Origin of the sequence: Agreia sp. Leaf244 (genome assembly GCF_001422695.1) — a bacterium.
GTDB lineage: Bacteria > Actinomycetota > Actinomycetes > Actinomycetales > Microbacteriaceae > Agreia.
The window spans coordinates 507,113-533,909 of the sequence record NZ_LMLX01000001.1 but is presented as its reverse complement, the minus strand read 5'-3'; the positions used below and the strand labels follow the sequence as shown (position 1 = coordinate 533,909).

Annotated in this window: 30 protein-coding genes; 21 read left to right on the top strand and 9 right to left on the bottom strand. The window is 69.0% G+C overall.

Annotated features, from left to right (window positions below; all coding sequences use genetic code 11):
• The first annotated feature begins 5 nt into the window (after positions 1 to 5).
• Positions 6 to 1,007 (top strand): c-type cytochrome biogenesis protein CcsB, encoded by a 1,002-nt coding sequence (gene ccsB, locus ASF06_RS02425; protein ID WP_055924668.1) that lies wholly within the window; start codon positions 6 to 8, stop codon positions 1,005 to 1,007.
• Here the strand turns inward: ccsB and ASF06_RS02420 are convergent.
• Genes ASF06_RS02420 through ASF06_RS02410 form a run of 3 tightly spaced genes read right to left on the bottom strand, consistent with a single transcriptional unit; the run spans position 976 to position 3,199 of the window.
• Entirely contained in the window at positions 976 to 1,629 is a 654-nt protein-coding gene (locus ASF06_RS02420; protein WP_055942860.1) for a hypothetical protein, read from the bottom strand. The two genes, ccsB and ASF06_RS02420, sit on opposite strands and share 32 nt — an antisense overlap.
• Positions 1,626 to 2,621 carry an o-succinylbenzoate synthase gene (locus tag ASF06_RS02415; RefSeq protein ID WP_055942857.1) on the bottom strand — a complete coding sequence of 332 codons (996 nt, stop codon included), beginning with the start codon at positions 2,619 to 2,621 and terminating at the stop codon, positions 1,626 to 1,628. The genes ASF06_RS02420 and ASF06_RS02415 overlap by 4 nt, the downstream gene beginning before the upstream one ends.
• A gap of 50 nt (positions 2,622 to 2,671) precedes the next feature.
• Entirely contained in the window at positions 2,672 to 3,199 is a 528-nt protein-coding gene (locus ASF06_RS02410; RefSeq protein ID WP_055942854.1) for a ribonuclease H family protein, read from the bottom strand.
• A 75-nt stretch (positions 3,200 to 3,274) separates the two neighbouring features.
• Between ASF06_RS02410 and ASF06_RS02405 the strand changes: the two genes are divergently transcribed.
• The 8 genes from ASF06_RS02405 (at position 3,275) to ASF06_RS02370 (ending at position 10,876) form a co-directional block, all read left to right on the top strand.
• Positions 3,275 to 4,228, top strand: coding sequence for a hypothetical protein (locus ASF06_RS02405; RefSeq protein ID WP_055942851.1), 954 nt, complete (start codon positions 3,275 to 3,277; stop codon positions 4,226 to 4,228).
• A 23-nt stretch (positions 4,229 to 4,251) separates the two neighbouring features.
• Positions 4,252 to 5,172 carry a 1,4-dihydroxy-2-naphthoyl-CoA synthase gene (locus tag ASF06_RS02400; RefSeq protein WP_055942848.1) on the top strand — a complete coding sequence of 307 codons (921 nt, stop codon included), beginning with the start codon at positions 4,252 to 4,254 and terminating at the stop codon, positions 5,170 to 5,172.
• A gap of 128 nt (positions 5,173 to 5,300) precedes the next feature.
• Positions 5,301 to 5,813 (top strand): MarR family winged helix-turn-helix transcriptional regulator, encoded by a 513-nt coding sequence (locus ASF06_RS02395; RefSeq protein WP_055942846.1) that lies wholly within the window; start codon positions 5,301 to 5,303, stop codon positions 5,811 to 5,813.
• An 11-nt stretch (positions 5,814 to 5,824) separates the two neighbouring features.
• Positions 5,825 to 6,247: an organic hydroperoxide resistance protein gene (locus tag ASF06_RS02390; RefSeq protein ID WP_055942843.1), complete on the top strand. Its 423-nt coding sequence runs from the start codon at positions 5,825 to 5,827 to the stop codon at positions 6,245 to 6,247.
• A 146-nt stretch (positions 6,248 to 6,393) separates the two neighbouring features.
• Positions 6,394 to 7,071, top strand: a complete 678-nt coding sequence (locus ASF06_RS02385) for a response regulator transcription factor (RefSeq protein ID WP_055942841.1) — start codon at positions 6,394 to 6,396, stop codon at positions 7,069 to 7,071.
• Complete coding sequence (locus ASF06_RS02380) at positions 7,061 to 8,662, top strand: HAMP domain-containing sensor histidine kinase (protein WP_055942838.1); 1,602 nt, start codon at positions 7,061 to 7,063, stop codon at positions 8,660 to 8,662. The genes ASF06_RS02385 and ASF06_RS02380 overlap by 11 nt, the downstream gene beginning before the upstream one ends.
• Positions 8,663 to 9,013: 351 nt before the next feature.
• Positions 9,014 to 9,490, top strand: a complete 477-nt coding sequence (locus ASF06_RS02375) for a hypothetical protein (RefSeq protein WP_055942835.1) — start codon at positions 9,014 to 9,016, stop codon at positions 9,488 to 9,490.
• Positions 9,491 to 9,646: 156 nt separating this feature from the next.
• Positions 9,647 to 10,876, top strand: a complete 1,230-nt coding sequence (locus tag ASF06_RS02370) for an AMP-binding protein (RefSeq protein ID WP_082500651.1) — start codon at positions 9,647 to 9,649, stop codon at positions 10,874 to 10,876.
• Here ASF06_RS02370 and ASF06_RS02365 read toward each other — a convergent pair whose 3' ends face one another.
• Positions 10,877 to 12,058, bottom strand: coding sequence for a Na+/H+ antiporter NhaA (locus tag ASF06_RS02365; protein WP_055942833.1), 1,182 nt, complete (start codon positions 12,056 to 12,058; stop codon positions 10,877 to 10,879). It abuts the gene before it with no gap.
• Positions 12,059 to 12,184: 126 nt separating this feature from the next.
• Between ASF06_RS02365 and ASF06_RS02360 the strand changes: the two genes are divergently transcribed.
• Both ASF06_RS02360 and ASF06_RS02355 read left to right on the top strand, forming a co-directional pair.
• On the top strand, positions 12,185 to 13,171 hold the full coding sequence (locus ASF06_RS02360; RefSeq protein WP_442853921.1) for a 1,4-dihydroxy-2-naphthoate polyprenyltransferase: 987 nt from the start codon (positions 12,185 to 12,187) through the stop codon (positions 13,169 to 13,171).
• Between the two features lie 55 nt (positions 13,172 to 13,226).
• Positions 13,227 to 13,643: an SRPBCC domain-containing protein gene (locus ASF06_RS02355; RefSeq protein ID WP_055942830.1), complete on the top strand. Its 417-nt coding sequence runs from the start codon at positions 13,227 to 13,229 to the stop codon at positions 13,641 to 13,643.
• Between the two features lie 21 nt (positions 13,644 to 13,664).
• Here ASF06_RS02355 and ASF06_RS02350 read toward each other — a convergent pair whose 3' ends face one another.
• A complete protein-coding gene (locus ASF06_RS02350; RefSeq protein WP_055942827.1) occupies positions 13,665 to 13,964 on the bottom strand; it encodes a DUF4229 domain-containing protein in 300 nt (99 codons plus the stop codon).
• A 73-nt stretch (positions 13,965 to 14,037) separates the two neighbouring features.
• Here ASF06_RS02350 and ASF06_RS02345 point away from each other — a divergent pair, with 73 nt between their 5' ends.
• Together ASF06_RS02345 and menD are read left to right on the top strand one after the other, a co-directional pair.
• Positions 14,038 to 14,433, top strand: coding sequence for a PLDc N-terminal domain-containing protein (locus ASF06_RS02345; protein ID WP_082479482.1), 396 nt, complete (start codon positions 14,038 to 14,040; stop codon positions 14,431 to 14,433).
• On the top strand, positions 14,433 to 16,157 hold the full coding sequence (gene menD, locus ASF06_RS02340) for a 2-succinyl-5-enolpyruvyl-6-hydroxy-3-cyclohexene-1-carboxylic-acid synthase (RefSeq protein ID WP_235500864.1): 1,725 nt from the start codon (positions 14,433 to 14,435) through the stop codon (positions 16,155 to 16,157). Before ASF06_RS02345 ends, menD begins: the two co-directional genes overlap by 1 nt.
• A 16-nt stretch (positions 16,158 to 16,173) precedes the next feature.
• On the opposite strand, the gene ASF06_RS02335 is transcribed toward menD, so the two are convergent.
• The gene (locus tag ASF06_RS02335; RefSeq protein WP_055942821.1) at positions 16,174 to 16,455 is read right to left on the bottom strand and encodes a winged helix-turn-helix transcriptional regulator; all 282 of its coding nucleotides are present in this window, start codon (positions 16,453 to 16,455) and stop codon (positions 16,174 to 16,176) included.
• Entirely contained in the window at positions 16,452 to 16,856 is a 405-nt protein-coding gene (locus ASF06_RS02330; RefSeq protein ID WP_055942818.1) for a VOC family protein, read from the bottom strand. The genes ASF06_RS02335 and ASF06_RS02330 overlap by 4 nt, the downstream gene beginning before the upstream one ends.
• A 116-nt stretch (positions 16,857 to 16,972) precedes the next feature.
• On the opposite strand from ASF06_RS02330, the gene ASF06_RS02325 reads away from it, so the two are divergent.
• On the top strand, positions 16,973 to 17,635 hold the full coding sequence (locus ASF06_RS02325) for a dihydrofolate reductase family protein (protein ID WP_055942815.1): 663 nt from the start codon (positions 16,973 to 16,975) through the stop codon (positions 17,633 to 17,635).
• A 43-nt stretch (positions 17,636 to 17,678) separates the two neighbouring features.
• The gene (locus ASF06_RS02320; protein ID WP_442853920.1) at positions 17,679 to 18,539 is read left to right on the top strand and encodes a PPK2 family polyphosphate kinase; all 861 of its coding nucleotides are present in this window, start codon (positions 17,679 to 17,681) and stop codon (positions 18,537 to 18,539) included.
• Here the strand turns inward: ASF06_RS02320 and ASF06_RS02315 are convergent, their stop codons facing one another.
• Positions 18,540 to 19,346 carry a hypothetical protein gene (locus ASF06_RS02315; RefSeq protein WP_055942809.1) on the bottom strand — a complete coding sequence of 269 codons (807 nt, stop codon included), beginning with the start codon at positions 19,344 to 19,346 and terminating at the stop codon, positions 18,540 to 18,542.
• Positions 19,347 to 19,356: 10 nt separating this feature from the next.
• A complete protein-coding gene (locus ASF06_RS02310; protein WP_055942806.1) occupies positions 19,357 to 20,619 on the bottom strand; it encodes an isochorismate synthase in 1,263 nt (420 codons plus the stop codon).
• A 42-nt stretch (positions 20,620 to 20,661) separates the two neighbouring features.
• Here ASF06_RS02310 and ASF06_RS02305 point away from each other — a divergent pair, with 42 nt between their 5' ends.
• The 6 genes from ASF06_RS02305 to ASF06_RS02280 all read left to right on the top strand — a co-directional run bounded on the left by ASF06_RS02305 (position 20,662) and on the right by ASF06_RS02280 (position 26,754).
• Positions 20,662 to 21,420: a helix-turn-helix transcriptional regulator gene (locus ASF06_RS02305; RefSeq protein ID WP_055942804.1), complete on the top strand. Its 759-nt coding sequence runs from the start codon at positions 20,662 to 20,664 to the stop codon at positions 21,418 to 21,420.
• A 75-nt stretch (positions 21,421 to 21,495) separates the two neighbouring features.
• Positions 21,496 to 21,870 (top strand): VOC family protein, encoded by a 375-nt coding sequence (locus ASF06_RS02300; protein WP_055942801.1) that lies wholly within the window; start codon positions 21,496 to 21,498, stop codon positions 21,868 to 21,870.
• Between the two features lie 69 nt (positions 21,871 to 21,939).
• The gene (locus ASF06_RS02295) at positions 21,940 to 22,653 is read left to right on the top strand and encodes a demethylmenaquinone methyltransferase (RefSeq protein WP_055942799.1); all 714 of its coding nucleotides are present in this window, start codon (positions 21,940 to 21,942) and stop codon (positions 22,651 to 22,653) included.
• A gap of 9 nt (positions 22,654 to 22,662) precedes the next feature.
• The gene (locus ASF06_RS02290) at positions 22,663 to 23,781 is read left to right on the top strand and encodes a polyprenyl synthetase family protein (RefSeq protein WP_082479481.1); all 1,119 of its coding nucleotides are present in this window, start codon (positions 22,663 to 22,665) and stop codon (positions 23,779 to 23,781) included.
• Between the two features lie 16 nt (positions 23,782 to 23,797).
• Positions 23,798 to 25,150 (top strand): FAD-dependent oxidoreductase, encoded by a 1,353-nt coding sequence (locus ASF06_RS02285; protein WP_055924603.1) that lies wholly within the window; start codon positions 23,798 to 23,800, stop codon positions 25,148 to 25,150.
• 77 nt (positions 25,151 to 25,227) lie between these two features.
• Positions 25,228 to 26,754: a L,D-transpeptidase family protein gene (locus tag ASF06_RS02280; protein WP_055942796.1), complete on the top strand. Its 1,527-nt coding sequence runs from the start codon at positions 25,228 to 25,230 to the stop codon at positions 26,752 to 26,754.
• The last annotated feature ends 43 nt before the right edge of the window (positions 26,755 to 26,797 follow it).

Genomic DNA, 26,797 nt, shown 5'->3' with positions numbered 1-26,797 from the left:
CCGTGATGGAAACGCTGGAACAGTACTCGATTCTCCTCGTCTATTCGGCGATGGCGATCTACGCTCTCGCGTTCATCTCGTTCGCGCTCGACCTGGCCAAGCGGTCGTCGCAGATCAAAGCAGACGAGGTCGCGGCTGCGCCCGCCGAGCTGGTCGGCGCATCCGTGTCGGGCCGCAGCGGTGTGACCGACGCCCCTGTCGTCGCCACCACAGGCGCGGCCGGCGCATCCGGTGCCGATGCCGGCCCGAAGCGTTCGGTCACCCTGCGCATCGGCGTGGCGCTCACCGTGATCGGATTCCTGCTGCAGCTCGTCGGCGTGGTTCTGCGCGGCATCGCGGCGGAGCGTGTGCCGTGGGCCAACATGTACGAGTTCTCGATCACCGGCACGCTGCTCATCATGGGCGTGTTCCTCGTGGTGCTGATGCGCCAGGACCTGCGATTCCTCGGAACGTTCATCACCGGACTCGTTCTGATCCTGCTCGGCGTCTCGACGGTCAACTACTACGTGGCGGTCGTTCCGCTGCCGCCGGCGCTCGACTCGGCGTGGCTCGTGATCCACGTGTTCGTGGCCAGCCTCGGAACGGCGTTCTTCGCCCTAGGAGGCGCGCTGTCGGGCATCCAATTGCTGCAGAACCGACGGGAGACGGCGAAGGGCTCGAAGTTCCTGAACTTCCGCCTGCTCGACACCCTGCCCGACTCGGTGCGCCTCGAGAACCTCGCCTACCGCATCAACATCGTGGGCTTCGTGTTCTGGACGTTCACCCTCATCGCCGGCGCCGTCTGGGCCGAGCGCGCCTGGGGTCGCTACTGGGGCTGGGACACGAAAGAGGTGTGGACGTTCATCATCTGGGTCATCTACGCCGGCTACATCCACGCCCGCGCCACGAAGGGCTGGAGAGGATCGCGCTCCGCTTGGCTGGCACTGATCGGCTTCGCGGCGGTGCTGTTCAACTTCGGCGTCGTGAACGTGTTCTTCAAAGGACTGCACGCCTACTCGGGCCTGTAGACCTCGGCTCGTATCGTGAGCGCTCAAGAATGAGCGACGCTCCGAACAGTCCCATGGCGAGAAGGATGGCCGTCAGCATCCCGGGCTGCGCTACCAGGGCGGCGAGCAGCAATGCGCCACCCGCGATGTAGAGCACGAGCCGGGGCCGAGCGCCGCGCGCGACGAGCAGCGCGAGCACGACCACCGCGAACGCGGCGAGCACGATCGTCACCCCCAGCATCGGCGCCGTCCAGAGGACGCGCGACTGCGCGGTGCTGGTCCGCCCCGCTGAGCCCGCCGCGCCCGCAGCGATCCAGCTCAGGTACGCGAGCGGAGCGAGGGCCAAGACGCCGAGCAATCGAGGCCGCAGCGCGGCCGGCACCCACGCCGACATGGCGACGAATGCCGCTGCAGAGACGAGCGTCCAGACGAAGAAGGTCGTGACGAGGGGAACGATGTACCCGATTCCGTCAGCGCAGAAGTAGGTGCCGGGTGCGGACTCGCCGACATCGGAGTACTCGCAATAGAGGTGCACTCCGTCGCGGAGGAATGCCAGGAGCGGAACGCCCCCGACCACGATCGAGAGGACCAGGGCGGCGCCGACGATCAGTGCACTCGGCCACCGGCCGGGAACATGCGTCACCGGGCCGCCAGCACCTCGTAGCAGCGGGCCAGTCGGGCTCGCCACCACGCGTCGCGTTCGGCCGATGCGGAGTGCTGCGCCAGCGTGGCCGCGTCGAGCTCGACACGCTCGACCTCGATGAAGCCGGCGGCCGCCCGCACGGGCCGCGCCGTCACATCCGCCGCCAGCAGCGACGCCGTGCCCAGCCCGCAGTCGTAGTCGAGCTCGGGAACGCTCGCGGCGAGCCAGGCCCCCATCGACAGGCCGACCGAGGTGTCGAGTGCGCTCGAGACGACCACCGGCAGCCCCGCCTCGCGCACGATGTCGAGGGCCGCGTGCACGCCTCCGAGCGGCTGCGCCTTGATCACGAGCAGGTTGGCGGCGCCTGCGCGGGCCACCTCGAGGGGGTCGGATGCCTTGCGCACGCTCTCGTCCGCCGCGATCGGGATGTCCCAGTCGTGCAGGCGTTCGCGCAGCTCGGCGAGCTCCTCGATCGAGGCGCAGGGCTGCTCGACGTATTCGAGATCGAATTCGGCGAGCGCATGGATCGCGTGCTCGGCCTCGTCGACGTTCCAGCCGCCGTTGGCATCGATGCGTATGCGCCCCTCCGGGCCGAGTGCGTCGCGCACGGCGCGGACGCGGGCCACGTCGTCGGCGAGCACCTGTGCCGCCTCGGCCACCTTCACCTTGGCGGTGCGGCAGCCGTCGTACAGGGCGAGCACCTCGGGAACACGGGACGCATCCACCGCCGGCACCGTGGCGTTGACTCGAATGCGGTCGCGCAGAGGCGTGGGCTGCGCCTTCCACCCGAAGTCGATGGCGGCCGCCAGCCAGGCGGCCGACTCGTCGTCGCCGTACTCGACGAAGGGCGAGAACTCGGTCGAGCCCTGCGGCCCGCGGAACACCATGGCCTCGCGGATGTCGATGCCGCGGAACCGCGTGGTCAGCGGCAGCGAGACGACGTGGGCGGCGGCGAGCAACTCTGCCAGGGGGGGAAGCGCGGGGGAGGCCATGGCGTAAGCCTAGGCCGACGCTTCGGCCGCGCGGTGTCCGCTCCGCGAGGCTAGAAGAGCGAGGGCGGCGCCGTGTCTTCGGCCAAGACGGGCTCGACCGGCGTCGTCGCGGCGGCTCCCGGCCATCCCGGGCCGCTGGGCACGGCGGTGCGGTTCTGATACGCCGTGGATGCCGCCCGGGCGCGCGAGTCGGCCGCCTCGTTCATGGGGTGGTTGGCGTGGCCCTTGACCCACTCGAACGTCACGACGCGGCCCTGCAGCGCCTCGTCGAGCTGCTTGATGATCTCGACGTTGAGCACCGGCTTGCCGTCGGCCTTGCGCCAGCCCTTGCGCTTCCAGCCCGCCATCCACTCGGTGCAGGCCTTGATGGCGTACTGGCTGTCGCAGATGATGTGCAGCGGCTCGTCTTCGCCCTCGGTCGCGCGCAGCAGCTCGAGAACCGCGGTGAGCTCGCCGATGTTGTTCGTGGCGCGCGGCCATCCGCCGGCCGCCCACCGCTCGTCGTCGACGTACCAGGCCCATCCAGCGGGGCCGGGGTTGCCGAGGGCAGAGCCGTCTGCGGAAGCGACGATCGTCACGAGGTACTCCTTCTGGCGCGGGGCGGGTGTTGCGCACTATCGAGGGTAGGCGACGCGGGCTGACAGACTGGACGCATGCGTGACGACTCCGCCCCGGTGCACGACGACGAGACGCCCGGCATGCCCGATTACGGAACCCCGGGAGGTGTGCCGGCGCGGGTGGGCGGCCCGGTCTACGGGTCGGCCCGGCCGTCGCGCACGGTCTCGGATGCTCCGGCGACGGATCTCGAGGCGCAGCCCGACGACGACGAGGGCGGCTTCGCCGATTTTCTGGATGCCGTGCAGGACCGCGCACAGGCGGTGCTCTCCGATCTCGGCATCGGCCCCGACGACGACCTGCCCACCGTGTCCGACGGAGTCGACTGGTCGCACTACCCGGGAACCCGTGTGCACGACGCCGAGTTCGCGCTCGCGGCGCTCTCGCAGGAGCAGACGATCGAGCGCAACGAGGCCCTGCTTGCGAGGCTGCGCGACGCCATCACGCCCCGCTTCGGGCTCAGCTGGGGACTGTTCGGCGAGATTCCGCGCATCGAGCCCGAGACGAACGACTGGGGAGGGGAGAGCCTGCTCGAGACGTGCACCACGGGAACCTGGCGCTCGACGGCGCGGCTCACCAATCCACTCGTGAAGCAGCAGCTGGTCGACCTCGTGAGCGGCCTGCTCGAGGCCGAGGGTTTTCACGACGTGACCCTGCGCAACGACCCGGCCCGCGCATCCGGTCAGGCCGCACTGGCCGAACTCGAGCGCGAGTTCGGGGGCACGCAGCTGAAGGACCAGGTGATCTGGTCGTTGGTGGCCCGCGAGTCCGTGCACTCCGACAGCGAATTCGAGCTGACGATCATCGAGTTGAAGCACGATCGCACCGGCCGATTCCTCGAGGCTGCGCGTGCCAGGGCCGAGCTGCGTGGCGGGCCGATGAGCTCTGTCGACCTCGAGATCGTGAGCCGTGGAACGCTGTCGACCGAGTCGGCGGCGGAGTTCCGCGAGCGGGCCCGCCGCTACGACGACCGCGAGCCGCCCGCGCCGTGACGTGCGGCTGGCAGACTGGCTGCATGTCTGAAACGCCGTTCGTCTCCGAGATCTTCGATGCATCCGAGTGGGCTGTCGCGCCCGGGGCCAGCGCCCTGACCGACATCACCTACCACCACTCGAACGACGGGCGCGTGGCCCGCATCGCCTTCAACCGGCCCGAGGTGCGCAACGCCTTCCGGCCTCACACGGTCGACGAGCTCTACCGCGCCCTCGACGACGCCCGACAGAATCCGCGCATCGGCGTGGTGCTGCTCACCGGCAACGGCCCGAGCCCGAAAGACGGCGGCTGGGCGTTCTGTTCGGGGGGAGACCAGCGCATCCGGGGCCGCGACGGGTACCAGTATGCCGACGGCACCGCGCCCGACGGACCGCTCGCCGGCGCTGCGACCGGACGGCTTCACATCCTCGAGGTGCAGCGGCTCATCCGCACGATGCCGAAGGTGGTCATCGCCGTGGTTCCCGGCTGGGCGGCGGGCGGCGGGCACTCGCTGCACGTGGTCTGCGACCTGTCGATCGCCAGCGAGGAGCACGGCAAGTTCAAACAGACGGATGCCGACGTCGGCTCGTTCGACGCCGGTTACGGCAGCGCATACTTCGCCCGGCAGATCGGGCAGAAGTTCGCACGCGAGGTGTTCTTCCTTGCCCGGGAGTACTCGGCCCAGCGCGCCTACGAGATGGGTGCGGTCAACGCCGTGGTGCCGCACGCGGAGCTCGAGCGCGAGGCGCTGGACTGGGCGCGCACGATCCTGACCAAGTCGCCCACAGCCATCCGCATGCTGAAATTCGCGTTCAACGCGGTCGACGACGGGCTCATGGGCCAGCAGGTGTTCGCGGGCGAGGCCACGAGGCTCGCCTACGGAACCGACGAGGCCGTCGAAGGGCGCGACTCGTTCCTCGAGAAGCGCGAGCCCGACTGGTCGCCGTTCCCGTACCACTACTGAGTCGCCCGTTTTTTGAGCCTGTCGAGACCCGTTCCCTGAGCCTGTAGAAGGGCCTCACAGCCTCTCGACAGACTCGACGAACGACGAACTAGGTTGCGCACAACTGAATTGTGCGCAATGCTTTTGTCATGACCACCTCGACGGCTCCCGCTGCAGCGCCGCAGCACTCCGTGATCGACGAGCTCGTCTGCTTCGCGCTCTACAACGCATCCCACGCGATCACGCAGACCTACCGTTCGGTGCTCGCGCCGTGGGGGCTCACCTACCCGCAGTACCTCGTGTTCGTCGTGCTCTGGAACGAGGGGGCGATGCCCCTCGGCGACCTCGGCCGACGGCTCGAACTCGACTCCGGCACGCTCTCGCCGCTGACCCGCCGCATGGAGCAGGCCGGCTATGTCGAGCGCCTGCGCGCATCCGACGACGCCCGGGTGGTGACGATCGCGCTCACCGCCGAGGGCGAACGGATGCGCGAGGAGCTCGCAGCCGTTCCGGCCTGCGTGGCTGGCGCGATGAAACTCGACCAGTCGACCGCCGTGCGGCTGCGCGGCATGCTGCACCAGCTGGCCGACGACACCCGCGGGTTCGACGCGGCGTCGTCGGGCCTCACTGAGACCACCGGCGCACCCGACGCCGGTCGATGAAAGGAAACACCATGGAGATTCTCTACACGGCGGAAGCGCTCTCGACCGGCGAAGGCCGCAACGGCCACGTGCGCACGAGCGACGGGCAGGTCGACCTCGACCTCGCTATTCCCAAGGAGATGGGCGGCTCGGGCAACGGAGCAAACCCCGAGGACCTCTTCGCTGCCGGATACGCGGCCTGCTTCCACTCCGCGCTGCAGAGCGTCGCCCGTGCCCGCAAGGTGAAGATCTCCGACTCGAGCGTCGGCGGCCGCGTGCACATCGGACCGAACGGCGAGGGTGGATTCCAGCTCGCTGTTCTGCTCGAAGTCGTTCTTCCCGGCCTGGAGCTCGCCCTGGCGCAGGAGCTCGCCGACGCCGCACACCAGGTGTGCCCGTACTCCAACGCGACCCGCGGCAACATCGACGTGCAGATCGTCGTCGAAGAGGGCTGACCCGCTTCCCCCACCGAGCGCGGGTGTTTCCGTGACCGCCGTGGCTGCGCCGCCGCGGTGTTCACGAACACCCGCGCTCGCTGCGTGCCCGACGCATCCGGCAGCGCTTCAGCCGAGCTTCAGCGCCCGTCGGGCAGACTGGGCGCATGCGCGTGCTGGTTGTCGAAGACGAGAAACGCCTCGCCGAGGGGCTCAAACGCGGGCTCGAGGCCGAGGGGTTCGCCGTCGACGTCGCGTCGACCGGCACCGACGGGCTCTGGATGGCCACCGAGAAGGACTACTCGGTGATCCTCCTCGACATCATGCTGCCCGGAATGAGCGGCTACCGCGTGTGCGAGCGACTGCGCGCGGCCGAGAACTGGACCCCGGTTCTGATGCTCACGGCGAAAGACGGCGAGTGGGACCAGGTCGAGGCGCTCGACACCGGCGCCGACGACTACCTCACCAAGCCGTTCTCCTTTGCGATTCTGCTTGCGAGAGTGCGCGCCCTCATCAGGCGGGGCGCCGCCGAGCGGCCGGCCGTTCTCGAGGCCGGCGACATCCGTGTCGACCCGTCGACCCGCCAGGTCACCCGTGGCACCGAGCACATCGACGTGACGGCCCGGGAGTTCGCCGTTCTCGAATACCTGATGCGGCGCAAGGGCGACGTGGTGTCGAAGCGCGACATCATCGACAACGTCTGGGACGACGACTTCGACGGCGAGCAGAACATCGTGGAGGTCTACGTGGGCCACCTGCGCAACAAGCTCGACAGGCCCTTCGGGCGCAACGCGATCGAGACGCTTCGCGGCGCGGGTTACCGGCTTGCCTCCCATGGCGGCTGAGCAGGGCAGGCGTCGCCGGCTCTCGCTGCGCTGGCGCATCGTCTTCGTGGCCACGGCCGCCGTCGCCGTCGCGCTCGCCGTGGGGTCGGCGGCGTTCGTCGGCGTGCTGCGGGAGTCGCTGGTCGCGGGCGTGCAGTTGACCGCAGAACGGGATGCCGCAGAATTCGTCGGTCAGGTCGAGACGACCGGGGCCTCGTCGGTCGACACCGACGGGGACGACGACGAGCAGATCGTGCAGCTCGTGGCCGCCGACGGCTCGCTCGTGGCATCGAGCGACAACGCCGACGACGGCCCGGCGCTCTCTCTGCCGGAGCTGCGGCACACTGACGTGCCCGTGCCCGTCGACGACGTCGAGAGCACGCCCACGCCGTCGAGCAGTGACGACGACGATGACTCCGATTCCGACTCGGGGTCGGGGTCGGGCAACTCGGGGCGGGGCTCGAGCGACGATTCGGACGACGACTCGGATGACTCGGGTGACTCGAGCGGCTCGGCTCCGACATCGACCGCGCCCGCCGCGCCGCAGCCCACGACGACACCCGTGCTCATCGACGACTCGACGACCGCAACCGTGACCGACTCGGACGGCGCGTCGTTCGTGGCCGTCGCGCGCACCGCGACCGAGGCGGGATCGGGCCGGGAGCTCTGGGTGGTGGCCGGGCGCAGTCTCGCCACCGTCGACGGCACGATCTCGACCGTGGTGGGACTGCTTGCGGCGGCCGTTCCCCTGCTGCTCCTCGTGCTCGCCCTGACGATCTGGTTCGTCGTGGGCAGGGCTCTCCGCCCCGTCGACCGCATGCGGCAGCAGGTCGACGAGGTGACGGCGTCGAGCCTCGACCGCCGCGTCGCCGACCCCGGAACAGACGACGAGGTCGGCCGCCTCGCCCACACCATGAACCGCATGCTCCAGCGCCTCGACGACTCTCGGCGCTCGCAGAACCGATTCATCTCGGATGCGTCGCACGAGCTGAAATCGCCCCTCGCCTCACTGCGCCAGTACGCCGAGGTCGCCCGCGCGCATCCGGATCGCATCTCGCCCGACGAGCTGTCGGCGGCCGTGCTCGACGAAGGGGCCCGCCTCGAGGGGCTCGTGCAGGGGATGCTGGTGCTCGCCAAGGCCGACGAGCGCATGCTCACGAGGCCCGCGACCCTCGTCGACCTCGACGACATCGTCTTCGCGGAGGCGCGGAGGCTGCGCCGCTCGACCTCGTTGACGGTCGACTCGAGCGCGGTCGGCGCGGCTCAGCTGCACGGAGACGTCGCGCTGCTCTCGCAACTGGTGCGCAACCTCGTCGACAACGCCGCCCGCCACGCGGCGACGACGGTCGCGCTCGCGGTGCGGGCCGACGACGCGGATGGCACGGTCACGCTCGTGGTCGACGACGACGGCGCCGGCGTTCCCGAGGCAGACAGGGAGCGCGTGTTCGAGCGCTTCGTGCGCCTCGACGAGGCGCGCGCACGGGACGGCGGCGGAAGCGGCCTGGGGCTCGCGATCGTCCGCGAGATCGCGGCCGCCCACGGGGGCACCGTGGCCGTGCAGCAGGCCGCGGGCGGGGGAGCCCGCTTCGTCGTGACGCTCTCGACGAGCTGACCTGATCCCTTCGTTCCCTGAGCCCGTCGAAGGGCGGCCGAAACCCGCTTCTGCGCCGGTCGAGTAGGCCTCTACGAAGACTGCCGATGCGAGCGGTCGCGTCGCGTCGTTGCGCCCATCCCAACGCGCGGGATGGGCGTGAAGGCGCCACGCAAACCACGAACCGAGGTCATGTGGCGCCACTGTGCCTATCGCAAGGACTCGGATGGGCGTGACGACGCCACCGGAACCGGCGTTCCCTGAGCCCGTCGAAGGGCGGCCGTTCCTGAAGGCGACTTCAGGATGCTTCAGGGCCGCTTCAGCGCCCGCGCGTCACAGTGGGTCTCATCACCACGACGCCAGGAGGCAACCATGCAGAAGAAGACCATGTGGATCACGGCCGCAGCCGTCGGAGCCGTACTCGTTCTCGGAGGCGCGGGAGCAGCCTTCGCATCGAGCGACCTCTTCGACGATGACGACGATCGTGCCACCAGCACCTCGACGGGCACCGGCTCGGACGACCGATCGCGGAGCGATGACGGTCGCGATGACAGCGACGGCCGCAGCGACGACGGCGGCGACAGCGGCCGCGACGACAACGGCGGCGACCGCGACGACAGCTCCGACGACAGCTCCGACGACAACAGCGTGCCGGCGACGGCCGACGAGCGCTCCGCCGCCGAGGCCGCGGCCCTCGACGAGATCGGACAGGGCACCGTTCGCGAGTTCGACACGGGCGACTCCGACGACGACTACGCCTACAAGGTCGAGCTCGTGATGGACGATGGCAGCGAGGTCGAGGTGGAGCTCGCCTCCGACCTGAGCGTTCTGCGCATCGACCGCAACTGACGAAGCGCGTGAACGCGGGTGTTCGCCCACGCCGCGGTGGCTCAACCACCGCGCTGTGCGCGAACACCCGCATTCGGCGTTGGCTCTGAGCCGCTTCGCCGTTCGACCGGCCCAGACGTTACTTTCCCGAAACACGCGCTGACGTAGGGTGAACGGATGACACGCCCGCTCGACATCGTGGTTGCGAACGACGCACTGGCGGTGCTTCCGCGCCTGCGCGAAGCCCTGTCGCAGGGCGGCGCGGCCATCCTGCCTCGCACCATCGACCAGCGCGAGGTCGACTCGCGCCCGCTGCCCCGCCACGCCGCACCCGCCCCCGGCGAGACGCCTGCGGTGCGGGACGAGCCTGTTCCCGATCAGGTGGACAAGAACGTCGCCCTCGTGATCGAGACCTCGGGGTCGTCGGGAGCGCCCAAGCGGGTCGCCCTGTCGACGGGTGCACTGCTCGCCAGCGCGGCCTCGGTCGAGAGCGAGCTGGGCGGCAGTGGCCAGTGGCTGCTCTCGCTGCCCACCCACTACATCGCCGGCGCGCAGGTGCTCGTGCGCTCCATCGTCGGCGGAACGACCCCGATCGTGCAGCCGCCCGGCCACTTCTCGGCCCGCGTCTTCGCCTCGCTCGTCGACGAGATGGATGCGCCGCTGCGCTTCGCCTCGCTGGTTCCGGCCCAGCTCGCCCGCGTGATCGACGCCGGAGAGGCCGATGCGGGCATCCGGCAGCAGCTGCGTCGACTCGACGCCATCCTCGTGGGCGGACAGGCTCTACCGGCCGCCCTCTACCAGCGCGCGAACGAGCTCGGCCTCACCGTTCGCCGCACCTACGGCTCGAGTGAGACGGCCGGCGGATGCGTGTACGACGGCATTCCCCTCAGCCAGGTTCAGGCGCGGGTCACCGCGGGCGAGCTCGAGCTCTCGGGGCCGATGCTCGCCGAGGGCTACCTCGGCGACCCCGAGCTCACCGACCGCAAGTTCTACATCGACAACGGCCGCCGCTGGTATCGCACCGCCGACTCGGGAGACGTCGTCGACGGGGTCGTGCGCGTCTCCGGCCGCATCGACAACGTGATCATCTCGGGCGGCATCAAGGTGTCGCTCGACCGGGTGGAGCGGGTCGTGCAGTCGCTCGACGGCTTCCGCGGGGCCGTCGTCGTTCCCCAGCCGAGCACCGAGTGGGGGCAGGTGTCGGTCGTGGTCACCGAGGGCCCGGTGGATGCCGACAGCCTGCAGCGCGTGCGCGACGCGGTGATCGCGGGGCCGGGTCGGGCGGCCGCCCCCGTGCGCATCGTGACCGTAGAAGCGATGCCGACCCTCGCATCCGGCAAGCCCGACAGGCTCAGCCTGGCCCGCTCGCTGGCGTCGGCCGCGGCATCCGCCTCCGCCTCGGACTGATCAGGCGGAGCGCATGCGTTCGACCGCGTTCTCGCGAAGCACCCGCAGGCGCTTGTAGTACGCGGCGAGGGTCGACACGAGCACCGCGGCGATCACGATGGAGATCGACGATCCGAGGAGCACCGCGAGGGTTCCCTCGTCGGCCACCTCCTCCTGGCCGGCGAACGCGAGTTCGTTCATCAGCAGCGACACGGTGAAGCCGACTCCTCCCAGTGCACCGGCGGCGAGCAGCCCGTGCAGGGTGAGGTGGGGGCGCTTCTCGCGCGGGCCGACGAAGCTCGACAGCCACCCGCCGAGGCCGATGCCGATGATCTTGCCTACGGGCAGGGCGACGAGAATGCCCCAGAACGGTGCGGCGAGTTCGCCGGGCGCCACCTGCGGGATAGCGACGAGGGCGGCGGAGAAGGCGAAGATTGGCAGGATCGCACCGTTGGTGACGGGCTCGAGCACGTGCCGCACGCGCATAGCGGGCAGGCGCACCATCGCCAGGCCGAGCGCGACGCCGGCGATCGTGGCGTGCACTCCCGACAGGTAGGTGAGCGACCAGGTGATCACCGCGACGAGGCCCATCACGATGGCGACGGGCACGCGGTAGCGACCGCCGAGACTGCGGCTGAGCAGCCAGAAGAGCGCGACGCCGACGGCGGCCAGGCCGATGAACAGCAGATTCGGGTCGGCGGTGAAGAACACCGCGATGATGAGGATCGCCACGATGTCGTCGAGGATCGCGAGCGCGAGGATGAAGATGCGCAGGCGCGACGGGATGCCCTTGCCGAAGACCGCGAGCACGCCGAGGGCGAAGGCGATGTCGGTCGCCGTGGGGATGGGCCATCCGCCCTCGTAGCCGGAGCCCGCGGTGATGGCGATGTAGATCAGGGCGGGCACGATCACGCCGCCGAGCGCCGCGATTGCGGGGCGCACCGCCTTCGAGACGCTGTTCAGCTGACCCACGGCGAACTCGTTCTTCAGCTCGACCGCGACGACGAAGAAGAAGATCGCGAGCAGGCCGTCGCTGATCCAGTGGCCCACCGAGAGGTCGAGCGGAGTTCCGGGAATGGCGAGGTGCGCATCTTGCAGGCCCATGAGGGCCGGCCCCGCGGGCGTGTTCGCGAGAACAAGCCCGGCGGCCGCGGCCACGAGAAGGAAGAGGGCGGCGACGCGCTCGGATCGAATAAAGCTCATGCGGTGTCCTTGCTGCCCCCGGCTCGGAGGCGTCGTGAAGCGGAATGAAGCGATCCCCTGATCGCTTGCCGACCAGACTTCCCGGCGCACCAGCATCCATTCTACGTCGAGCCCTACAATCGTCGGGTGCCCACGAGTAAGAAGTCGCCCCGCAAGAAGTCCCCGTCGCGCAACGCCCGCCGCGTGAAGTCCACCGGGCATCCGGCCGGGCCCCGGGTCGCCCCGAACCGCCCGAAGAAGGTCACGGCGGCAGATTGGATCGCGGGCGCTCGTCTGCGAACCCTGCCCCTGGCCATTGCGCCCGTTGCGCTCGGAACCGGCGCCGCCACGATCCTGGGCTCCGTGCACGATCAGTGGCCCCTCGTGGTGCTGTGCCTCGCGGTGGCCCTGTTCCTGCAGATCGGCGTCAACTACGCGAACGACTACTCCGACGGCATTCGGGGCACGGATGCCTTCCGCGTCGGCCCCGCGCGCCTGACCGGCTCGGGCGCGGTGCGGCCGAAGCTCGTGCTCACCGTGGCACTCGTCTTCTTCGGCCTCGCCGCGGCCGCCGGCATCGCCATCGTGATCATCACGCAGATCTGGTGGCTGCTCGCCGTGGGGGCCGTGGCCATCGTGGCCGGCTGGTTCTACACGGGCGGCAAGCGTCCCTATGGATACGCGGGGTTCGGCGAGCTCTTCGTGTTCGTCTTCTTCGGGCTGGTCGCGACGCTCGGCACGATGTGGGTGCTCGTGCGCGACATCAGCCTCGAGGGGCTGCTCGCCGCCGTGGCCATCGGATTCATCTCGTGCGCCGTTCTCATGGCGAACAACATCCGAGACATCCCGCAGGACCGCATCGCGAAGAAGAAGACGCTCGCGGTCCGCGTCGGCGACCGGCCGGCGCGCATCCTGTACTGCGTCTTCATGCTGATCCCCTTCATCGTCGTGGGATTCCTGACGCAGCTGTTCCCGCTCGCGGTCCTGGTGTTCTTCGCGCTGCTGATCGCCATTCCGGCCGGGCTCATCGTGCTCACGGCGAAGACGCCGAAGGAGCTGATTCTGGCGCTGCAGCTCACGAGCCTCACGGGGCTGGTCTACGGACTGGGGCTGGCCGCCGCCATCGCGTTCTAGCCGAGGGCGCAGGTGTACGGCGCGAGCGCGGCCCCGCACCGCCTAGAGTCGAGGGATGGCTGACTTCAGGGGACCGAACACATCCGCCGGCTGGGATGTCGGCGTCAAGCAGACGGTTCCCGGCAGCCGCAAGACCGTCTGGGCCTTTCTCATGGGCGAGGGCCTGCCGCTGTGGCTGGGCAAGACGACGAAGCTTCCGCTGGTCAAGGGCGCAGCCTACGAGACCGACGACGACATCACGGGCCGCGTGCTCAGCGTGCAGCCCGGGGTCGACCTTCGCGTGAGCTGGCGCCCGGGGGAATGGAACCACGATTCCACCCTGCAGCTGAGTCTCAAAGAGGCCGACGGCGCCACGATCATCTCGTTCCACCAGCAGAAGCTCACCAGCCGCGACGAGCGCAAGATGATGCTCGGCCGCTGGAAGGGTGCCGCGAGCGACCTCGAGAAGGCCCTCAAGCGCCAGTCGAAGTAGGCCGACCGGCGGCGCGCCCGGCTACTTCGTCGTCGTCGTGCCGTCGACGGCGGCGTCTTCGCTGTCTTCGTCGTCGCCCGACGCAGTCGACTGCGAGCGCTTCGTGCTTGACCGCGCCTCGTAGAGGCTCTTCGCCGCCTCCTCGCGCTGCCTGCGCAGGAAGATGAACGAGAGGCAGAACGCGATGATCGCGGCGAGGAGAGCCGAGATCCATGCGGGCACTCCGCCCGGGGTCAGAAGCAGCAGCAGAACCGCGAGCACGACGGCGAACAGCCCGATTCGGATGAGCGAGAAGAGCAGCCAGGTGCGTCGAGGATTCACGGCATTCAGTGTAAGCGCTGCACAGCAGGCAACCCCCGGGCAAACGTACGGTTAGCGCGCCTATCATGGGTGCATGGCCCGCTTGCTGTTCGTCCTCGGTATCGTCGCCGTGACGTTCATGATCTATTCGATCGTCGACGCTGCCCTTCGCCCTGTTCGCCTCATCCGCGGTCTCCCCAAGTGGGCCTGGCTGCTCGTCATCATCGTGATCCCGATCATCGGTGGTGTGCTCTGGTTCGTGATCGGCCGCGGGCGCGAACAGAAAGCCGCCGTCTACCGCACCGTCGGCCCCGACGACGACCCCGACTTTCTGGGCAAGCTGGGCTACACCACGCCGCGCGACCCCGCGGCCGAGGCCCGCACCGACGAGCAGATCCGCGACCTCGAGAAGCGGCTGGCCGAGCAGTCGGGCGACAAGCCGTCTGACGACCCCACCTCAGGCCGCGGCGGTAAGCCCGGCCCGGCATAGTGAGTCCGGCAACGGACTTCTCCGTCGCCCTCCTCACGCACCTGGTGGCACGAGGGCTTCGTCACGTCGTACTCACCCCCGGCTCGCGTTCGCAGGCTCTCGCCCTGGCAGCCGCTGAGCTCGATCGTCGCGGCATCCTGAACCTGACCGTTCGACTCGACGAGCGATCCGCGGCCTTCACCGCGCTCGGTATCGCCCGCGAGACCGGCCTGCCCGTGGCCGTCGTGACCACCTCGGGCACGGCCGTGGGCAACCTGCTCCCCGCCGTGATGGAGGCGCACCACAGCGGCGTGCCCCTCATCGTGCTCTCCGCCGACCGCCCCGCAGAGTTGCGCGGAACCGGCGCGAACCAGACGACCTGGCAGCCCGGCATCTTCGGCGCGTTCGTGCGGCTCGAACTCGATGTGGATGCCCCGTCGGGCCCCGCAGACGAGCCGGTCGACGAGGTGCTCGGACTGAGCCCCGATGCCGAGGGGCTCGCGGCGCAGGCGATGGATGCTGCGCTCGGCTTCGTGGGCACCCACGGCATGCCCGGTCCCGTGCACCTCAACCTCCAGTTCCGCGAACCCCTGTCGGGAGACTTCCCCGAGATCGCCGTGCCGCGCCTCGATGACCCGGCCCCGTCGCATCCATCGCCCGCCCACCTGCTCGAACCGGGCCCGCGCACCATCGTCGTCGCCGGCGACGGTGCGGGTGCCGACGCCGAGGAGGCGGCCCACGCGGGCGGCTGGCCGCTGCTCGCCGAGGTCTCGAGCGGCGCGCGCTTCGGTCCTAACCTGATCGTCGCCTACCGCTCCCTGCTCGGCGGCGAGCTGGCCCAGCACGTCGAGCGCGTGATCGTCTTCGGCCATCCGACGCTCAGCCGCGAGGTGCCCGCGCTTCTGGCGCGAGACGACGTGCAGATCGTCGTCGTGGCATCCGGGGGCGAGCGCATCACGCCCGGTCACGAGGGCCGGATGCTGGTCGACAGTGTCGAGGTCGGGCCCGAGGCCGTGGCTGCGAGCCGCGAACCGGATGCGCGTGCCTGGCTCGGGCGCTGGGTCGTCGCGAGCCGTGCCCAGCTCGAACTCGACGATCCCGAGCTGCCCGCTCCCGACGTCGAGGCTCCGCGCTCGGGCGACCTGAAGCGTCGCCGCGAGTACGCGAAGGCCGAGCTCGCGGCCGCGCGCGCGACGATCTCGCGGCCGATCCTCGCCCTGTCCGTGTGGCGCGCGACCTGGCCGCACGACCGACTCGTGCTCGGGGCATCCCGACTCATTCGCGAAGCCGACAAGGTCGTGCCCGGCAAGAAGATCACGGTGCACGCCAACCGCGGCCTCGCCGGAATCGACGGCACGATCTCGACGGCGATCGGCGTGGCCCTGGCCAGCCAGTCCGACGCGAAGGGCGGCATCACGCGGGTTCTGCTCGGAGACCTCACGCTGCTGCACGACGTGGGCGGGCTGTTGATCGGCGACGGCGAGACCCGCCCCCGGGTTCAACTCATCGTGGGCAACGACGGCGGCGGCACGATCTTCGATTCGCTCGAGGTCGCGTTCTCGGCAGACCCGGATGCCTTCGCCCGGGTCATGCGCACCCCGCAGTCGGTCTCGATCGAGCAGCTCGCCGCAGCATACGGCTGGAGCTACACGCGCGCCACGACGCGCGCCGAGCTCGACCGTGCGCTCACGAGCCCGGAGGGGCCGCTGAGCATCGTCGAGGTTCCGCTCGCAGAGACGCACTGAATGAGCCGGTGCGGCGTCAGGCCTGTTCAGCGGCCCAGCGCCGCAGGGCGGTGATAGCCGCGCTGAGCGCCAGCCCGCGTTCGGTGAGTGCGTAGGCCCGGGTATTGTGCCGCAGGGGGAGCCGGCGGAGAACGCCGGCGGCTTCGAGCTCGCGCAGCCGAGTGGCGAGCATGTTCGTGCCCATGCCGAGCTCACGCTGCAGATCGCCGTATCGTCGAGGTCCTTTGAGCAACTGCTCCACGATCAGAAGGGCCCACCGCGCCCCCACGATCTCGAGGGCCGCAGCCAGCTCGCTCACGCGGTCGGATCGGCATCCGCCTTCAGCCAGAACGGCGAGTAGTGATAGCCGTCGGGGTCATCGAACTGACGCTGGTACATAAAGGGGTAGTCGTCGGTGTCACCGATCCGTCCGCCGGCGGCAGCAGCACGCTCGACGAGCTCGTCGACCGCCTCGCGGCTGCCGAGGTCGAACGAGACCGTGACCTTCGAGGGGGTGTCCGGCCCGCCGACCAGCTCCTCGGTGGCGCCGACGCTGGCGTACATCTCGCGGCTGCCGAGCATCACGTACTGCTCGGGCGCTATCGCGAAGCACGACACGTTGTGATCGGACATCTCGGCATTGAGGGTCCAGCCGAGAGCCGTATAGAAGGCGGTGGCCCGTGCGACGTCCTCGACCGGGCAGGTGATGAAAAGGCTCATGGGCTAACACTTTCAAAATGGAAGTGCGCCGTCAAGATCGAAACAGTGTCGGAAGGCATCGCCGGGCGATCCGCAGAACCCGTGACGCGCGCCTTTCCCTTTGCTAGGTTGCCCTCGTGACCAAACTTCGAGTGCACAACCTGGCCGTCTCTATCGACGGCTTCGCGACGGGCGAGGGCCAGTCGTTCGAGACTCCGTTCGGCCATGCTGGGCAGAGGCTCATGAGCTGGTTCTTTCCCACGCATGCCTTCGTCAGCATGACCGGACATGACGCCGAAGCGATAGGCGGCGGAACCCGGGGCGTCGACGACGCGTTCGCCGCGACGACCAATGCGGGCATCGGCGTGGAGATCATGGGTCGGCGAAAGTTCGGCCCACAGCAGGGTCCGTGGGAGGACGAGTCCTGGCGCGGCTGGTGGGGTGAGGAGCCCCCGTTCCACTCGCCGGTCATCGTGCTGACCCACCACGCGCGGCCCGATCTGCAGGTGGGAGAGACATCGTTCCTGTTCCGGGATGCGTCGCCGCGCGAGGCCCTCGACCTCGCGACCGAGCTGGCGGGCGGCCTCGACGTGCGCCTCGGCGGCGGACCGACCGTTGTGCGCGAGTTCCTCGAGGCCGACCTCGTGGATCACCTGCACATCGTCGTGGTGCCGATCGTTCTGGGGCGCGGAGTTCGTCTCTGGGACGGCCTGGAGAGCCTCGAGAAGCGCTTCGACGTCGAGGTGACCGCGTCGCCGTCTGGCGTCGTGCACTACGTCTTCACCCGAAAGCAGTCGTAGCGCCGTCTACAGTGGGGGACACGCTCGGCGAAAGGGAACAATGATGGCCACGAACGACGACTCCTTCTTCTCGGGTAGTGCCCGCGAGCTGCTCGCCGCGCGCGAGGGCTTCGTTCTCGCCGATCTCGACCCCGAGAGCACGCCGGGCGTCACCGCCTCGAAGAAGCAGGGAGAGAAGGCGCTCGCGGCCGGCGCCCCGACCCTCGACGACCTGCAGGTCAGACTGCACGCCAACAGCCTCTCGGGCGACAACCGCAGCGTGCTGCTCGTGCTGCAGGCCATGGATTCCGCGGGCAAGGGCGGCATCGTCAGTCACGTGATCGGCACGGTCGACCCCGAGGGCGTCGCGCACACCTCGTTCAAGAAGCCGACGCCCGAAGAGCTCAGCCACGATTTCCTCTGGCGCATCCGCAACGCACTGCCGAAGGCCGGCCAGATCGGCGTGTTCGACCGCTCGCACTACGAAGACGTGCTCATCGCGAGGGTGCGCAACCTCGCAACCCCCGACGTGATCGAGCACCGCTACGAGCTGATCAACGAGTTCGAGCGCCAAGTGACCGAGTCGGGAACGGCCATCGTGAAGGTGATGCTGCACATCAGCTCCGACGAGCAGAAGGCGCGACTCGGGGCACGCCTCGAGCGCGAGGACAAGCTGTGGAAGTACAACCCCGGCGACGTCGACGAGCGCCTGCTCTGGCCCGCTTACCAGGAGGCCTACCAGCTGGCCATCCAGAACACGTCGACCGATATCGCCCCCTGGTTCGTGGTGCCCGCAAACCACAAGTGGTACGCCCGGGCCGCCGTGCAGCAGCTGCTGATCGAGACGATGGCGGCGTTCGGCCAGGGCTGGCCCCCTGCCGACTACGACATCGAGGTCGAGAAGGCGCGGCTCGCGGCCAGCTGATCACGGTGCGAGGCTCGAGCCGTTCTGGCCGGTGCGCACCTCGAAGCCGTCCCAGAATGCGCTGATCGAGGTCGAGCCCACGCTCGAGACCAGCACCCCGGATGCGGTGAAGTCGTCGGGAGTCGCACACTCGACTACCGCTTCGGGCGTGGCGGATTCGTGCACCACGAGGCAGAGGTTCGCCTCGGAGTCCTTTGCAACCCAGACCTTCCAGCCGGGCACGTCGGTCGAGACGAGGCGGGTGGAGAACCCGTCAATTCTCGGTGGCAGGAACGCATCGACGAGGTCGGTGTCGGTCTGCGCAGCGTCGAACCATCGCTCTGCCGACGCGGCGCTTCCCGTCGTGACCGCCTCCGCGGGAACGCGAGTCGGCAGCGGAGCGACCTCGCGATGCCCCAGCTCCATGGTGTCGACGAACGGCTTGTCGTCTCGCGACGCCGGCGGGGAGAGCAGCATGGAGGCGCCCGCCGCGACGAGGCCCAGCACGGCCAGCACGCTCGACACCCGAACGACGCGAGATCGGATGCGATGGGCCCGGCGCTCGCGGGCATCCGCGGCATCGAGGGCGGCTCGATCGCGGGCCGCGCGCCCGGCTGCCTCACGGAGCTCGAACTCGTGCAGCTCGCGTGCGGCGTCGGCGGCGCGCGCCTCGTCGGCCGGTGTCGACGTGCGCCCGTAGGCGGCACGCTCGAGCGCGGAACGCTCTGCCGACGTTCCCAGAGCCGCCGTTCCCTGAGCTTGTCGAAGGGAAGGATTCGAGCGGGGCCCTTCGACAGGCTCAGGGAACGAGCTGCAAGAGCGGCGCACGGGTCATCTCCTAGCCGAAGGCCTCGACGATGGGACGGAACTTCATCTTCGTCTCGATGAGCTCCCGGTCGGGGTCGGACTCGGCGACGATCCCCGCACCGGCGTAGGCGGTGATGTCGCCGTTCTCGGCGATCTGGGCGCAGCGCAGGGCGACGGCCCACTCGCCGTCGCCATCCGCGCCCACCCAGCCGACGGGGCCGGCATAGCGACCGCGGTCGAACGGCTCGAGCTCGTCGATGACGGCCAGGGCGGTCGCCGTCGGCGCGCCGGCCACGGCGGCCGTGGGGTGCAGGGCCGCGATCAGGTCGAGCGACGTCGAGCCGTCGGAGAGGATGCCCTCGACGTCGGTCGCCAGGTGCCACAGATTGGGCAGCTTCAGGGTGAAGGGGATCTCTGAGGTGATGAGCGTGCGCGTGTGCGGCTGCAGAGACTGCACGACGCTGGCCACGGCGAAGCGGTGCTCGTCGAGGTCTTTCGCGCTCGTGGCCAGCGCGATGGCGGCCTCGTGGTCGGCCTCCGCATCGCGGCCGCGCGAGATCGTGCCGGCGAGCACTCGGGCGCTGACCGTTCCGTGGTCGACGCGCACCAGAGTCTCCGGGCTCGATCCGATAAGGCCGTCGACCGCGTAGGTCCAGCAGTCGGGGTAGCCCAGGGCGAGGTCGGTGAGGGTGCGGCGCAGATCGCTCTCCGCGGGCAGATGGCCCACGAGGTCGCGGGCGAGCACGACCTTGTTCAGCTCGCCCGCCGAGATGCGCGCGACGGCGGCCTCCACCGATGCCCGGTAGTCGTCGGGCTTCACCTGGCCGGGCAGCAGCGACAGCCGGTACTCGGCTCCGAGGGGGCGTGCCACCGGTGCGGGCGGCGGAGGCGCGATCGGATCGCCGGACTCGGAGAGGGCGGTGATGCGGGTCATCCAGTAGACGCCCGCGCGCTTGCCGATGACGATCTTGGGAACGATGAGCGTGGAGATGAGGGCCGAGGTGGCGGAGAAGGCGAATGCGCCGAACGCGACGAGCCCCGTGCCCGGCGACTGCAGTGGATCGGTGACCTGCGCGAGCCGGGCGACCTCTCGCCACGTCTGGCAGGCATCCACGAATCGGTTCTCGCCCGAGAACTCGAGTCGCAGCGCCACGCCTGCGCCGGCCATGCCCTCGCCCTTGCGCATCCAGAGCAGCGGATGCCGCGAGTCGAGCAGCGGCACCAGAAGTCTGATGTCGTCGACGCGGGTGGTCTCGACGACCAGGCGGGGGAGGGTTCGTGACGTTTCGCTCACCTGTTCAGCCTAGTTCGGCCAGGGGCTGGCTAGGGTCGAGTTGTGAACCGCACCGACCGCCTCTATGCGCTCGTGGAGGAGCTTCGTGCGGTGGCGCCGCGGCCGCGGAGCGCCCGGTGGCTCGCCGACCGTTTCGAGGTCAGCTCGCGAACGATCGAGCGAGACCTGTCGGCCCTGCAGCAGAGTGGCGTGCCGATCTGGGCGGAGCCCGGGCGCACCGGGGGCTACTGCCTCGACGCGTCGCACACCTTGGCGCCTCTCGGCTTCACCGTCGACGAGGCGCTCGCCGTCTCGATCTCTCTCGAGATGCTGGCGACCAGCCCGTTCCGGGAGGCGGCGAGCTCGGCGCTGCGCAAAGTGGTCGCCGTGATGAACGATCGGCACCTCGCCGAGACCGAGGAGCTGTCTGCTCGCGTCCACCTGCTGACCGACGGGCCGGTCGCCGAGTCATCGGAGGAGAGAGCGCCGGAGCTTGTGCCGGAGCTTGCGTCGGCCCTCCGCACGGGCCAGGTGCTCCGCATCTCGTATGCCGACAAGAACGGTGCGCGGTCGACGCGGGAGATCGAGCCCATGGGATGGGTGGGTCGGGGCCAGCACTGGTATCTGGTCGCCTGGTGCCGTGATCGCGAGGCGATTCGTGCATTCCGCGGAGACCGGATCGCCCGTGCGGAGCCCACGGGCGAGACTCCTGCCCGCCGCACTCTCAACGCCTCGGACCTCGACATCTCGTTCGGAGAGCTGCGCAGCATCACGACGAGCGAGAAGACGACGAGCCAGACGACGAGCCGGACAAGTTCGTAAACACCGACAGGACGGTGTCGCGGAGGAGCCCCAGCATGGAGACGTCGAGCCGACCGGCGCGACGGAAAGGCCATCGTGAACCTCACCTCCATCCGCCTCATCACCGACGACGTCGACCGCCTCGTCGAGTTCTACGAGACAGTCACCGGCGTGGTCGCCACTCGACCGGCGCCCGTGTTCGCCGAATTCCGAACGGAGACGGGAACCTTCGCGATAGCGAGCTCGGCGACCGTCGCGATGCTCGGCGACGAGGCACCGAAGCCCGGACCCGGCGGATCGATCATCGTCGAGTTCATGGTCGCCGATGTCGACGCCGAATTCGCGCGGCTTCGCGCCGTGATCGACCGCGTCGTGCTCGCGCCGACGACGATGCCGTGGGGTAATCGTTCGACGCTGTTCCGCGATCCCGACGGCACCCTCGTGAACCTCTTCTCGCGGCCGCTCTCCTGAATTCGAGGTGCGCTCTGCACAGCTGGTCAATCCCAGCCGCCATGCGGGCAGCGCAACTACACTGGACGAGTGAATAAGGCAGACCTTACTAAAAAGCCCCAGGCGGTCTCCGCGATGTTCGACCAGGTCTCCACGCACTACGACCGCACGAACGCGGTTCTCTCGGTGGGCAACGACCAGCTGTGGCGCGCGGCCACGGTTCGTGCCGTCGACCCCCGGCCCGGCGATCGCATCCTCGATCTCGCCGCAGGAACGGGCACGTCGAGCGCCGCCCTGGCGGCCAAGGGCGCCCACGTGGTCGCTGCCGACTTCTCGCCCGGCATGATCGAGGTCGGCAGGCGGCAGCAGGCGGGCAACCGCAACGTCGAGTTCGTGCAGGCCGACGGCATGGACCTGCCCTTCGCCGACGACGAGTTCGACGCCGTCACCATCTCGTTCGGTCTGCGCAACATCGTCGATCCGCATGTGGCCCTGAAGGAGCTCTACCGGGTCACCAAGCCGGGCGGGCGCATCGTCATCTGCGAGTTCTCCAAGCCGCCGGCCAAGCTCGTGCGCTCGGGTTACTTCACCTACCTCAACAGGGTCATGCCCACACTCGTGAAGCTCGCCTCGTCGAACGCCGAGGCCTACGACTACCTGGGCGATTCGATCAAGGCCTGGCCCGACCAGAAGACGCTCGCCGAATGGATGCGTGAGGCCGGCTTCTCGAGGGTCGCGTACAAGAACCTCAGCCTCGGCATCGTCGCCCTGCACCGGGGTATCAAGCCCCGTACGGGTCAGTAGGCTGAACCTGTGACCCCGAAAACACCCGCTGCAGGCACGCGCGCGCCCGCAGGCAAGGCCCGGCGCACCCAGAGCCTGTCGTCGTCGCTCAATCTGCACGACCGACTCTTCTCCACCAGTCGCGACCGCGAGGTGGCCCGTGCGGTCGACGACGGAATCGAGCGCCTCGAGGCGCGGCTGTTCGCCGAGGTCAAATTCAGCGACGAGCTCGCCGACGTGGCGGCCCGCTACCTGCTCGAGGCCGGCGGCAAGCGCGTGCGCCCCATTCTGGCCATGCTCACGGCCCAGCTCGGCGACGGCGTGACCGACCAGGTCATCATGGCCGGCGCATCCATCGAACTCACCCACCTCGCGTCGCTCTACCACGACGACGTCATGGACTCGGCTCCCGTCAGGCGCGGCGTTCCGACCGCGCAGAACGTCTGGGGCAACTCCATCGCCATCCTCGTGGGTGACCTGCTGTTCGCCCGGGCGTCGAAGCTGCTCTCCATTCTGGGGGAGCGCGCGATCCAACTTCAGGCCGACACGTTCGAGCGCCTGTGCCTCGGCCAGCTGCACGAGACGATCGGTCCCAAAGACAACGAGAACCCGATCGAGCACTATCTGCAGGTGCTCAGCGACAAGACCGGATCCCTCATCTCGGCGTCTGCACAGATGGGCGTCATCTTCTCGAACGCCCCCGTCGAGTACGAGCAGCCCGTGATCGAGTTCGGCGAGAAGATCGGCGTCGCGTTCCAGCTGATCGACGACGTGCTCGACATGTCGCCGCCCGTCGAAGACGGCACCGCGCAGCCCACCGGCAAGAAGGCCGGCACCGACGTGCGCGCGGGCGTGGTCACCCTTCCCGTGCTCTACCTGCGCAAGCGCGCCAAGCGCAACCCGGAGGCCGCGGCGCTGCTCAAGCGCATCGACGCCGTCGCCACGGCGAAGCCGGGCGACACGGTCGACGAGGCCGCCGTCGACGCCGTCATCGCCGAGCTGCGCGCGCATCCGGTCACCAAGGCCACCATCGACGAAGCGCACCGCTGGGCCCGCGGCGCTGTCGAGGCCCTCGCTCCTCTTCCCGACGGAACCGTCAAGAAGACCCTCAGCCGATTCGCCGACACCGTGGTGGATCGAACAAATTAAGGAAACACCTCCCTCCATGACCACGTTGCGACTGGCCATCGTCGGAGCCGGCCCCGCCGGCATCTACGCTGCCGACCTTCTGATCAAGGCCGAGCGTCACTTCGACGTCTCGATCGACCTCTTCGAGCACCTGCCTGCTCCGTACGGGCTCGTGCGCTACGGCGTCGCTCCCGACCACCCCCGCATCAAGGGCATCATCACCGCGCTCCGCGAGGTTCTCGACCGCGGAGACATCCGCTTCTTCGGCAACGTGCGCTACGGCGTCGATGTCACCCTCGACGACCTCAAGAAGCACTACAACGCAGTGATCTTCGCCACCGGCGCCATCACCGACGCGCCGCTCGCCATCCCCGGTATCGAGCTCGAGGGCTCCTACGGTGCGGCCGACTTCGTGAGCTGGTTCGACGGCCACCCCGACGTGCCGCGCACCTGGCCTCTCGACGCCGCATCGGTGGCCGTGATCGGCAACGGCAACGTCGCCCTCGACGTGTCGCGCATCCTCGCCAAGCACGCCGACGACCTGCTGCCCACGGAGATCCCCGACAACGTCTACGAGATCCTCAAGTCGTCGCCCGTCACCGACGTGCACGTCTTCGGCCGCCGCGGCCCAGCGCAGGTCAAGTTCACCCCCCTCGAGCTGCGCGAGCTCGGCGAGATGAACGACGTCGACATGATCGTCTACGACGAGGACTTCGAGCTCGACGAGGCGTCGAAAGCCGCCATCGCGAGCAACAAGCAGGTCTTCGTGATCAACAAGGTGCTGAACCAGTGGCGCGAGCGCCCGGTGGGCGAGGCGTCGCGCAGGCTGCACCTGCACTTCTACGCGAAGCCGCTCGAGATCACAGCGGATGCCGATGGCCGGGTCGCGTCGATCCGGTACGAGCGCACGCGGCCCGACGGCGCCGGCAGTGTCGAGGGCACCGGCGAGATCCGCGAGATCGAGATCCAGGCCATCTACCGGGCCGTCGGCTATTTCGGATCGCCGCTCGCCGACATCCCGTTCGACGAGCGCCACGGCGTGATCCCCAACCACGAGGGACAGGCGCTGGCCGACGACAACTCGGTTCTTCCGGGCGTCTACGCCACCGGCTGGATCAAGCGCGGACCGGTGGGGCTCATCGGCCACACCAAGTCCGATGCGATGGAGACCGTCCAGCACGTCGTGAACGACCAGGCCAGCTGGTGGACGCCGTCGCACCCCGACGAGCAGAGCATCATCGACCTGCTCACCTCGCGCGGCGTGGAGTTCACGACCATCGACGGCTGGCACCAGCTCGACCAGCACGAGCTGGCGCTCGGCGAGGCCGAGGGGCGCCTGCGTAAGAAAGTCGTTCCTCGGGATGAAATGATCAGGGTTTCCAACGCCTGACCCAGATCGTTATCGGCCGTACCGATTTCGTGACATAGCATGTGGAGTGCGAGTTCTCTGCGACGGGAGGTGGTGGCATGACTGAGCTGGCTGCTCGACCGAGCGTGCCTGACGTTTCCGTCGACCCCTCCACAGGCGGTGCCGAGGCCCAGCCGTCGACCAAACGCTGGGTCCTCCCTGCACAGGCGAAGAAGAAGCGTCACCTCGGCCGATGGATCGGTATTCCCGTTGCCGCGATCGCGGTCTCGCTGGCCGTGGTCGCCTCCCTCGTCTTGATCGCACCGGGAACGACCGTCGCCGGCGTGAACGTCGGAGGCATGACAGAGGGCTCGGCGGCCGACGCCGTGAGCCAGCGACTCGCCGACACCACCGTCGTCATCAGAGGTGCCGACGGCACTGCGACCATCCGCGGCGGTCAGCTCGGAGCGAGCCTCGCGAGTGCGTCGACCGATGGCGCCGAAGCCGAACTCAGCGGCGGAGACCTGGGCGCGTCGGTCGACGCGCAGGCGCTCGCCGAGCAGGCACACGCGCAGAACCCCCTGTGGAAGGTGACGGCGTGGAATGCGAAGGCGCCCGTCACGCCGACCGTCGCTCTCGACGAGAAGACAGCGACCGCTGCTCTGCACGATGTCGCTCCCGCCCTGTTCGTCGAGCCGGTGAATGCGACCATGGTGTTCGACTCCGCATCGGGCTCCTACACGGTCACGCCCGCCGTCGACGGTGCCGGTGTCGACCTCGAATCCATCCGCCACGCGTTGCAGGGCGCCCTTGTCTCTGGTGAGTCCAGCGTCGAGGTCGACGCGACGCCCACCGTCGTTCCCGCATCCGCCTCGACCGAAGCGGTCACCGCCACGGCCACCCAGCTGAACACGGTCCTCGACGGCGTCGGTTTCTATGTCGGCGACGAGCGCACCGTGCCGATCGACCGCACCGTCGCGGCGTCGTGGATCACGCTCTCGACGAACGACGACGGCACCTACAGCTACACCGCAGACACGGCGGCGATCCAGAAGGTCGTCGACACCCTCCCGGCTGCGGTGAACCGCGATCCGGTCAATGGTTCCGTCATCACCGACACCGGGGGTGAGACGCTCGACACGATCACCGCGGGCGTCGACGGCCGCGCGCTGGGCGATACCAGCGGAGTCGCCGCCGCCTTCGCGAGCCAGCTGACCGGAGGCAACCCGGCCTTCGTCCTTCCCGTCACCGTCACGCCCGCCCAGGTCACCAAGACGTCGCGCAACATTGTCGTCAACCTCAGCGAACAGCGCGAGTACCTCTTCGAGAACGGCCAGGTCGTCGACAGCTTCCTGATCTCGTCGGGTGTGTCCGGCCACGATTCGCACACGGGAAGCTTCCGCATCACGGCGAAGCTGACCTCGCAGAACATGGGCAACCCAGACCTCACCCAGGCGCCCAACTACTACACGAAGAACGTGCCCGACGTCATGTACTACAACGGCGACGAGGCTTTGCACGGTGCCTACTGGCACAACAACTTCGGCAACGTGATGAGCCACGGCTGCATCAACATGCCCCTCGATAAGGCCGCGCAGGTCTTCGACTGGGCTCCGATGGGCACCGAAGTAACCGTCACCTACTGACGTTCAGGGTGACCGCGAGGTCGAGGTGGCCGTGTCATCGAGG

Excerpts from the sequence above, each read along its gene's own strand:
- ASF06_RS02370 (WP_082500651.1), top strand. The coding sequence starts at position 9,647 with ATGACACGCCCGCTCGACATCGTGGTTGCGAACGACGCACTGGCGGTG.
- ASF06_RS02320 (WP_442853920.1), top strand. The coding sequence starts at position 17,679 with ATGGCCACGAACGACGACTCCTTCTTCTCGGGTAGTGCCCGCGAGCTG.
- ASF06_RS02380 (WP_055942838.1), top strand. The coding sequence starts at position 7,061 with ATGGCGGCTGAGCAGGGCAGGCGTCGCCGGCTCTCGCTGCGCTGGCGC.
- ASF06_RS02390 (WP_055942843.1), top strand. The coding sequence starts at position 5,825 with ATGGAGATTCTCTACACGGCGGAAGCGCTCTCGACCGGCGAAGGCCGC.
- ASF06_RS02395 (WP_055942846.1), top strand. The coding sequence starts at position 5,301 with ATGACCACCTCGACGGCTCCCGCTGCAGCGCCGCAGCACTCCGTGATC.
- ASF06_RS02405 (WP_055942851.1), top strand. The coding sequence starts at position 3,275 with ATGCGTGACGACTCCGCCCCGGTGCACGACGACGAGACGCCCGGCATG.
- ASF06_RS02280 (WP_055942796.1), top strand. The coding sequence starts at position 25,228 with ATGACTGAGCTGGCTGCTCGACCGAGCGTGCCTGACGTTTCCGTCGAC.
- ASF06_RS02285 (WP_055924603.1), top strand. The coding sequence starts at position 23,798 with ATGACCACGTTGCGACTGGCCATCGTCGGAGCCGGCCCCGCCGGCATC.
- ASF06_RS02365 (WP_055942833.1), bottom strand. The coding sequence starts at position 12,058 with ATGAGCTTTATTCGATCCGAGCGCGTCGCCGCCCTCTTCCTTCTCGTG.
- ccsB (WP_055924668.1), top strand. The coding sequence starts at position 6 with ATGGAAACGCTGGAACAGTACTCGATTCTCCTCGTCTATTCGGCGATG.
- ASF06_RS02415 (WP_055942857.1), bottom strand. The coding sequence starts at position 2,621 with ATGGCCTCCCCCGCGCTTCCCCCCCTGGCAGAGTTGCTCGCCGCCGCC.
- ASF06_RS02400 (WP_055942848.1), top strand. The coding sequence starts at position 4,252 with ATGTCTGAAACGCCGTTCGTCTCCGAGATCTTCGATGCATCCGAGTGG.
- ASF06_RS02345 (WP_082479482.1), top strand. The coding sequence starts at position 14,038 with ATGGCCCGCTTGCTGTTCGTCCTCGGTATCGTCGCCGTGACGTTCATG.
- ASF06_RS02375 (WP_055942835.1), top strand. The coding sequence starts at position 9,014 with ATGCAGAAGAAGACCATGTGGATCACGGCCGCAGCCGTCGGAGCCGTA.
- ASF06_RS02330 (WP_055942818.1), bottom strand. The coding sequence starts at position 16,856 with ATGAGCCTTTTCATCACCTGCCCGGTCGAGGACGTCGCACGGGCCACC.
- ASF06_RS02385 (WP_055942841.1), top strand. The coding sequence starts at position 6,394 with ATGCGCGTGCTGGTTGTCGAAGACGAGAAACGCCTCGCCGAGGGGCTC.
- ASF06_RS02355 (WP_055942830.1), top strand. The coding sequence starts at position 13,227 with ATGGCTGACTTCAGGGGACCGAACACATCCGCCGGCTGGGATGTCGGC.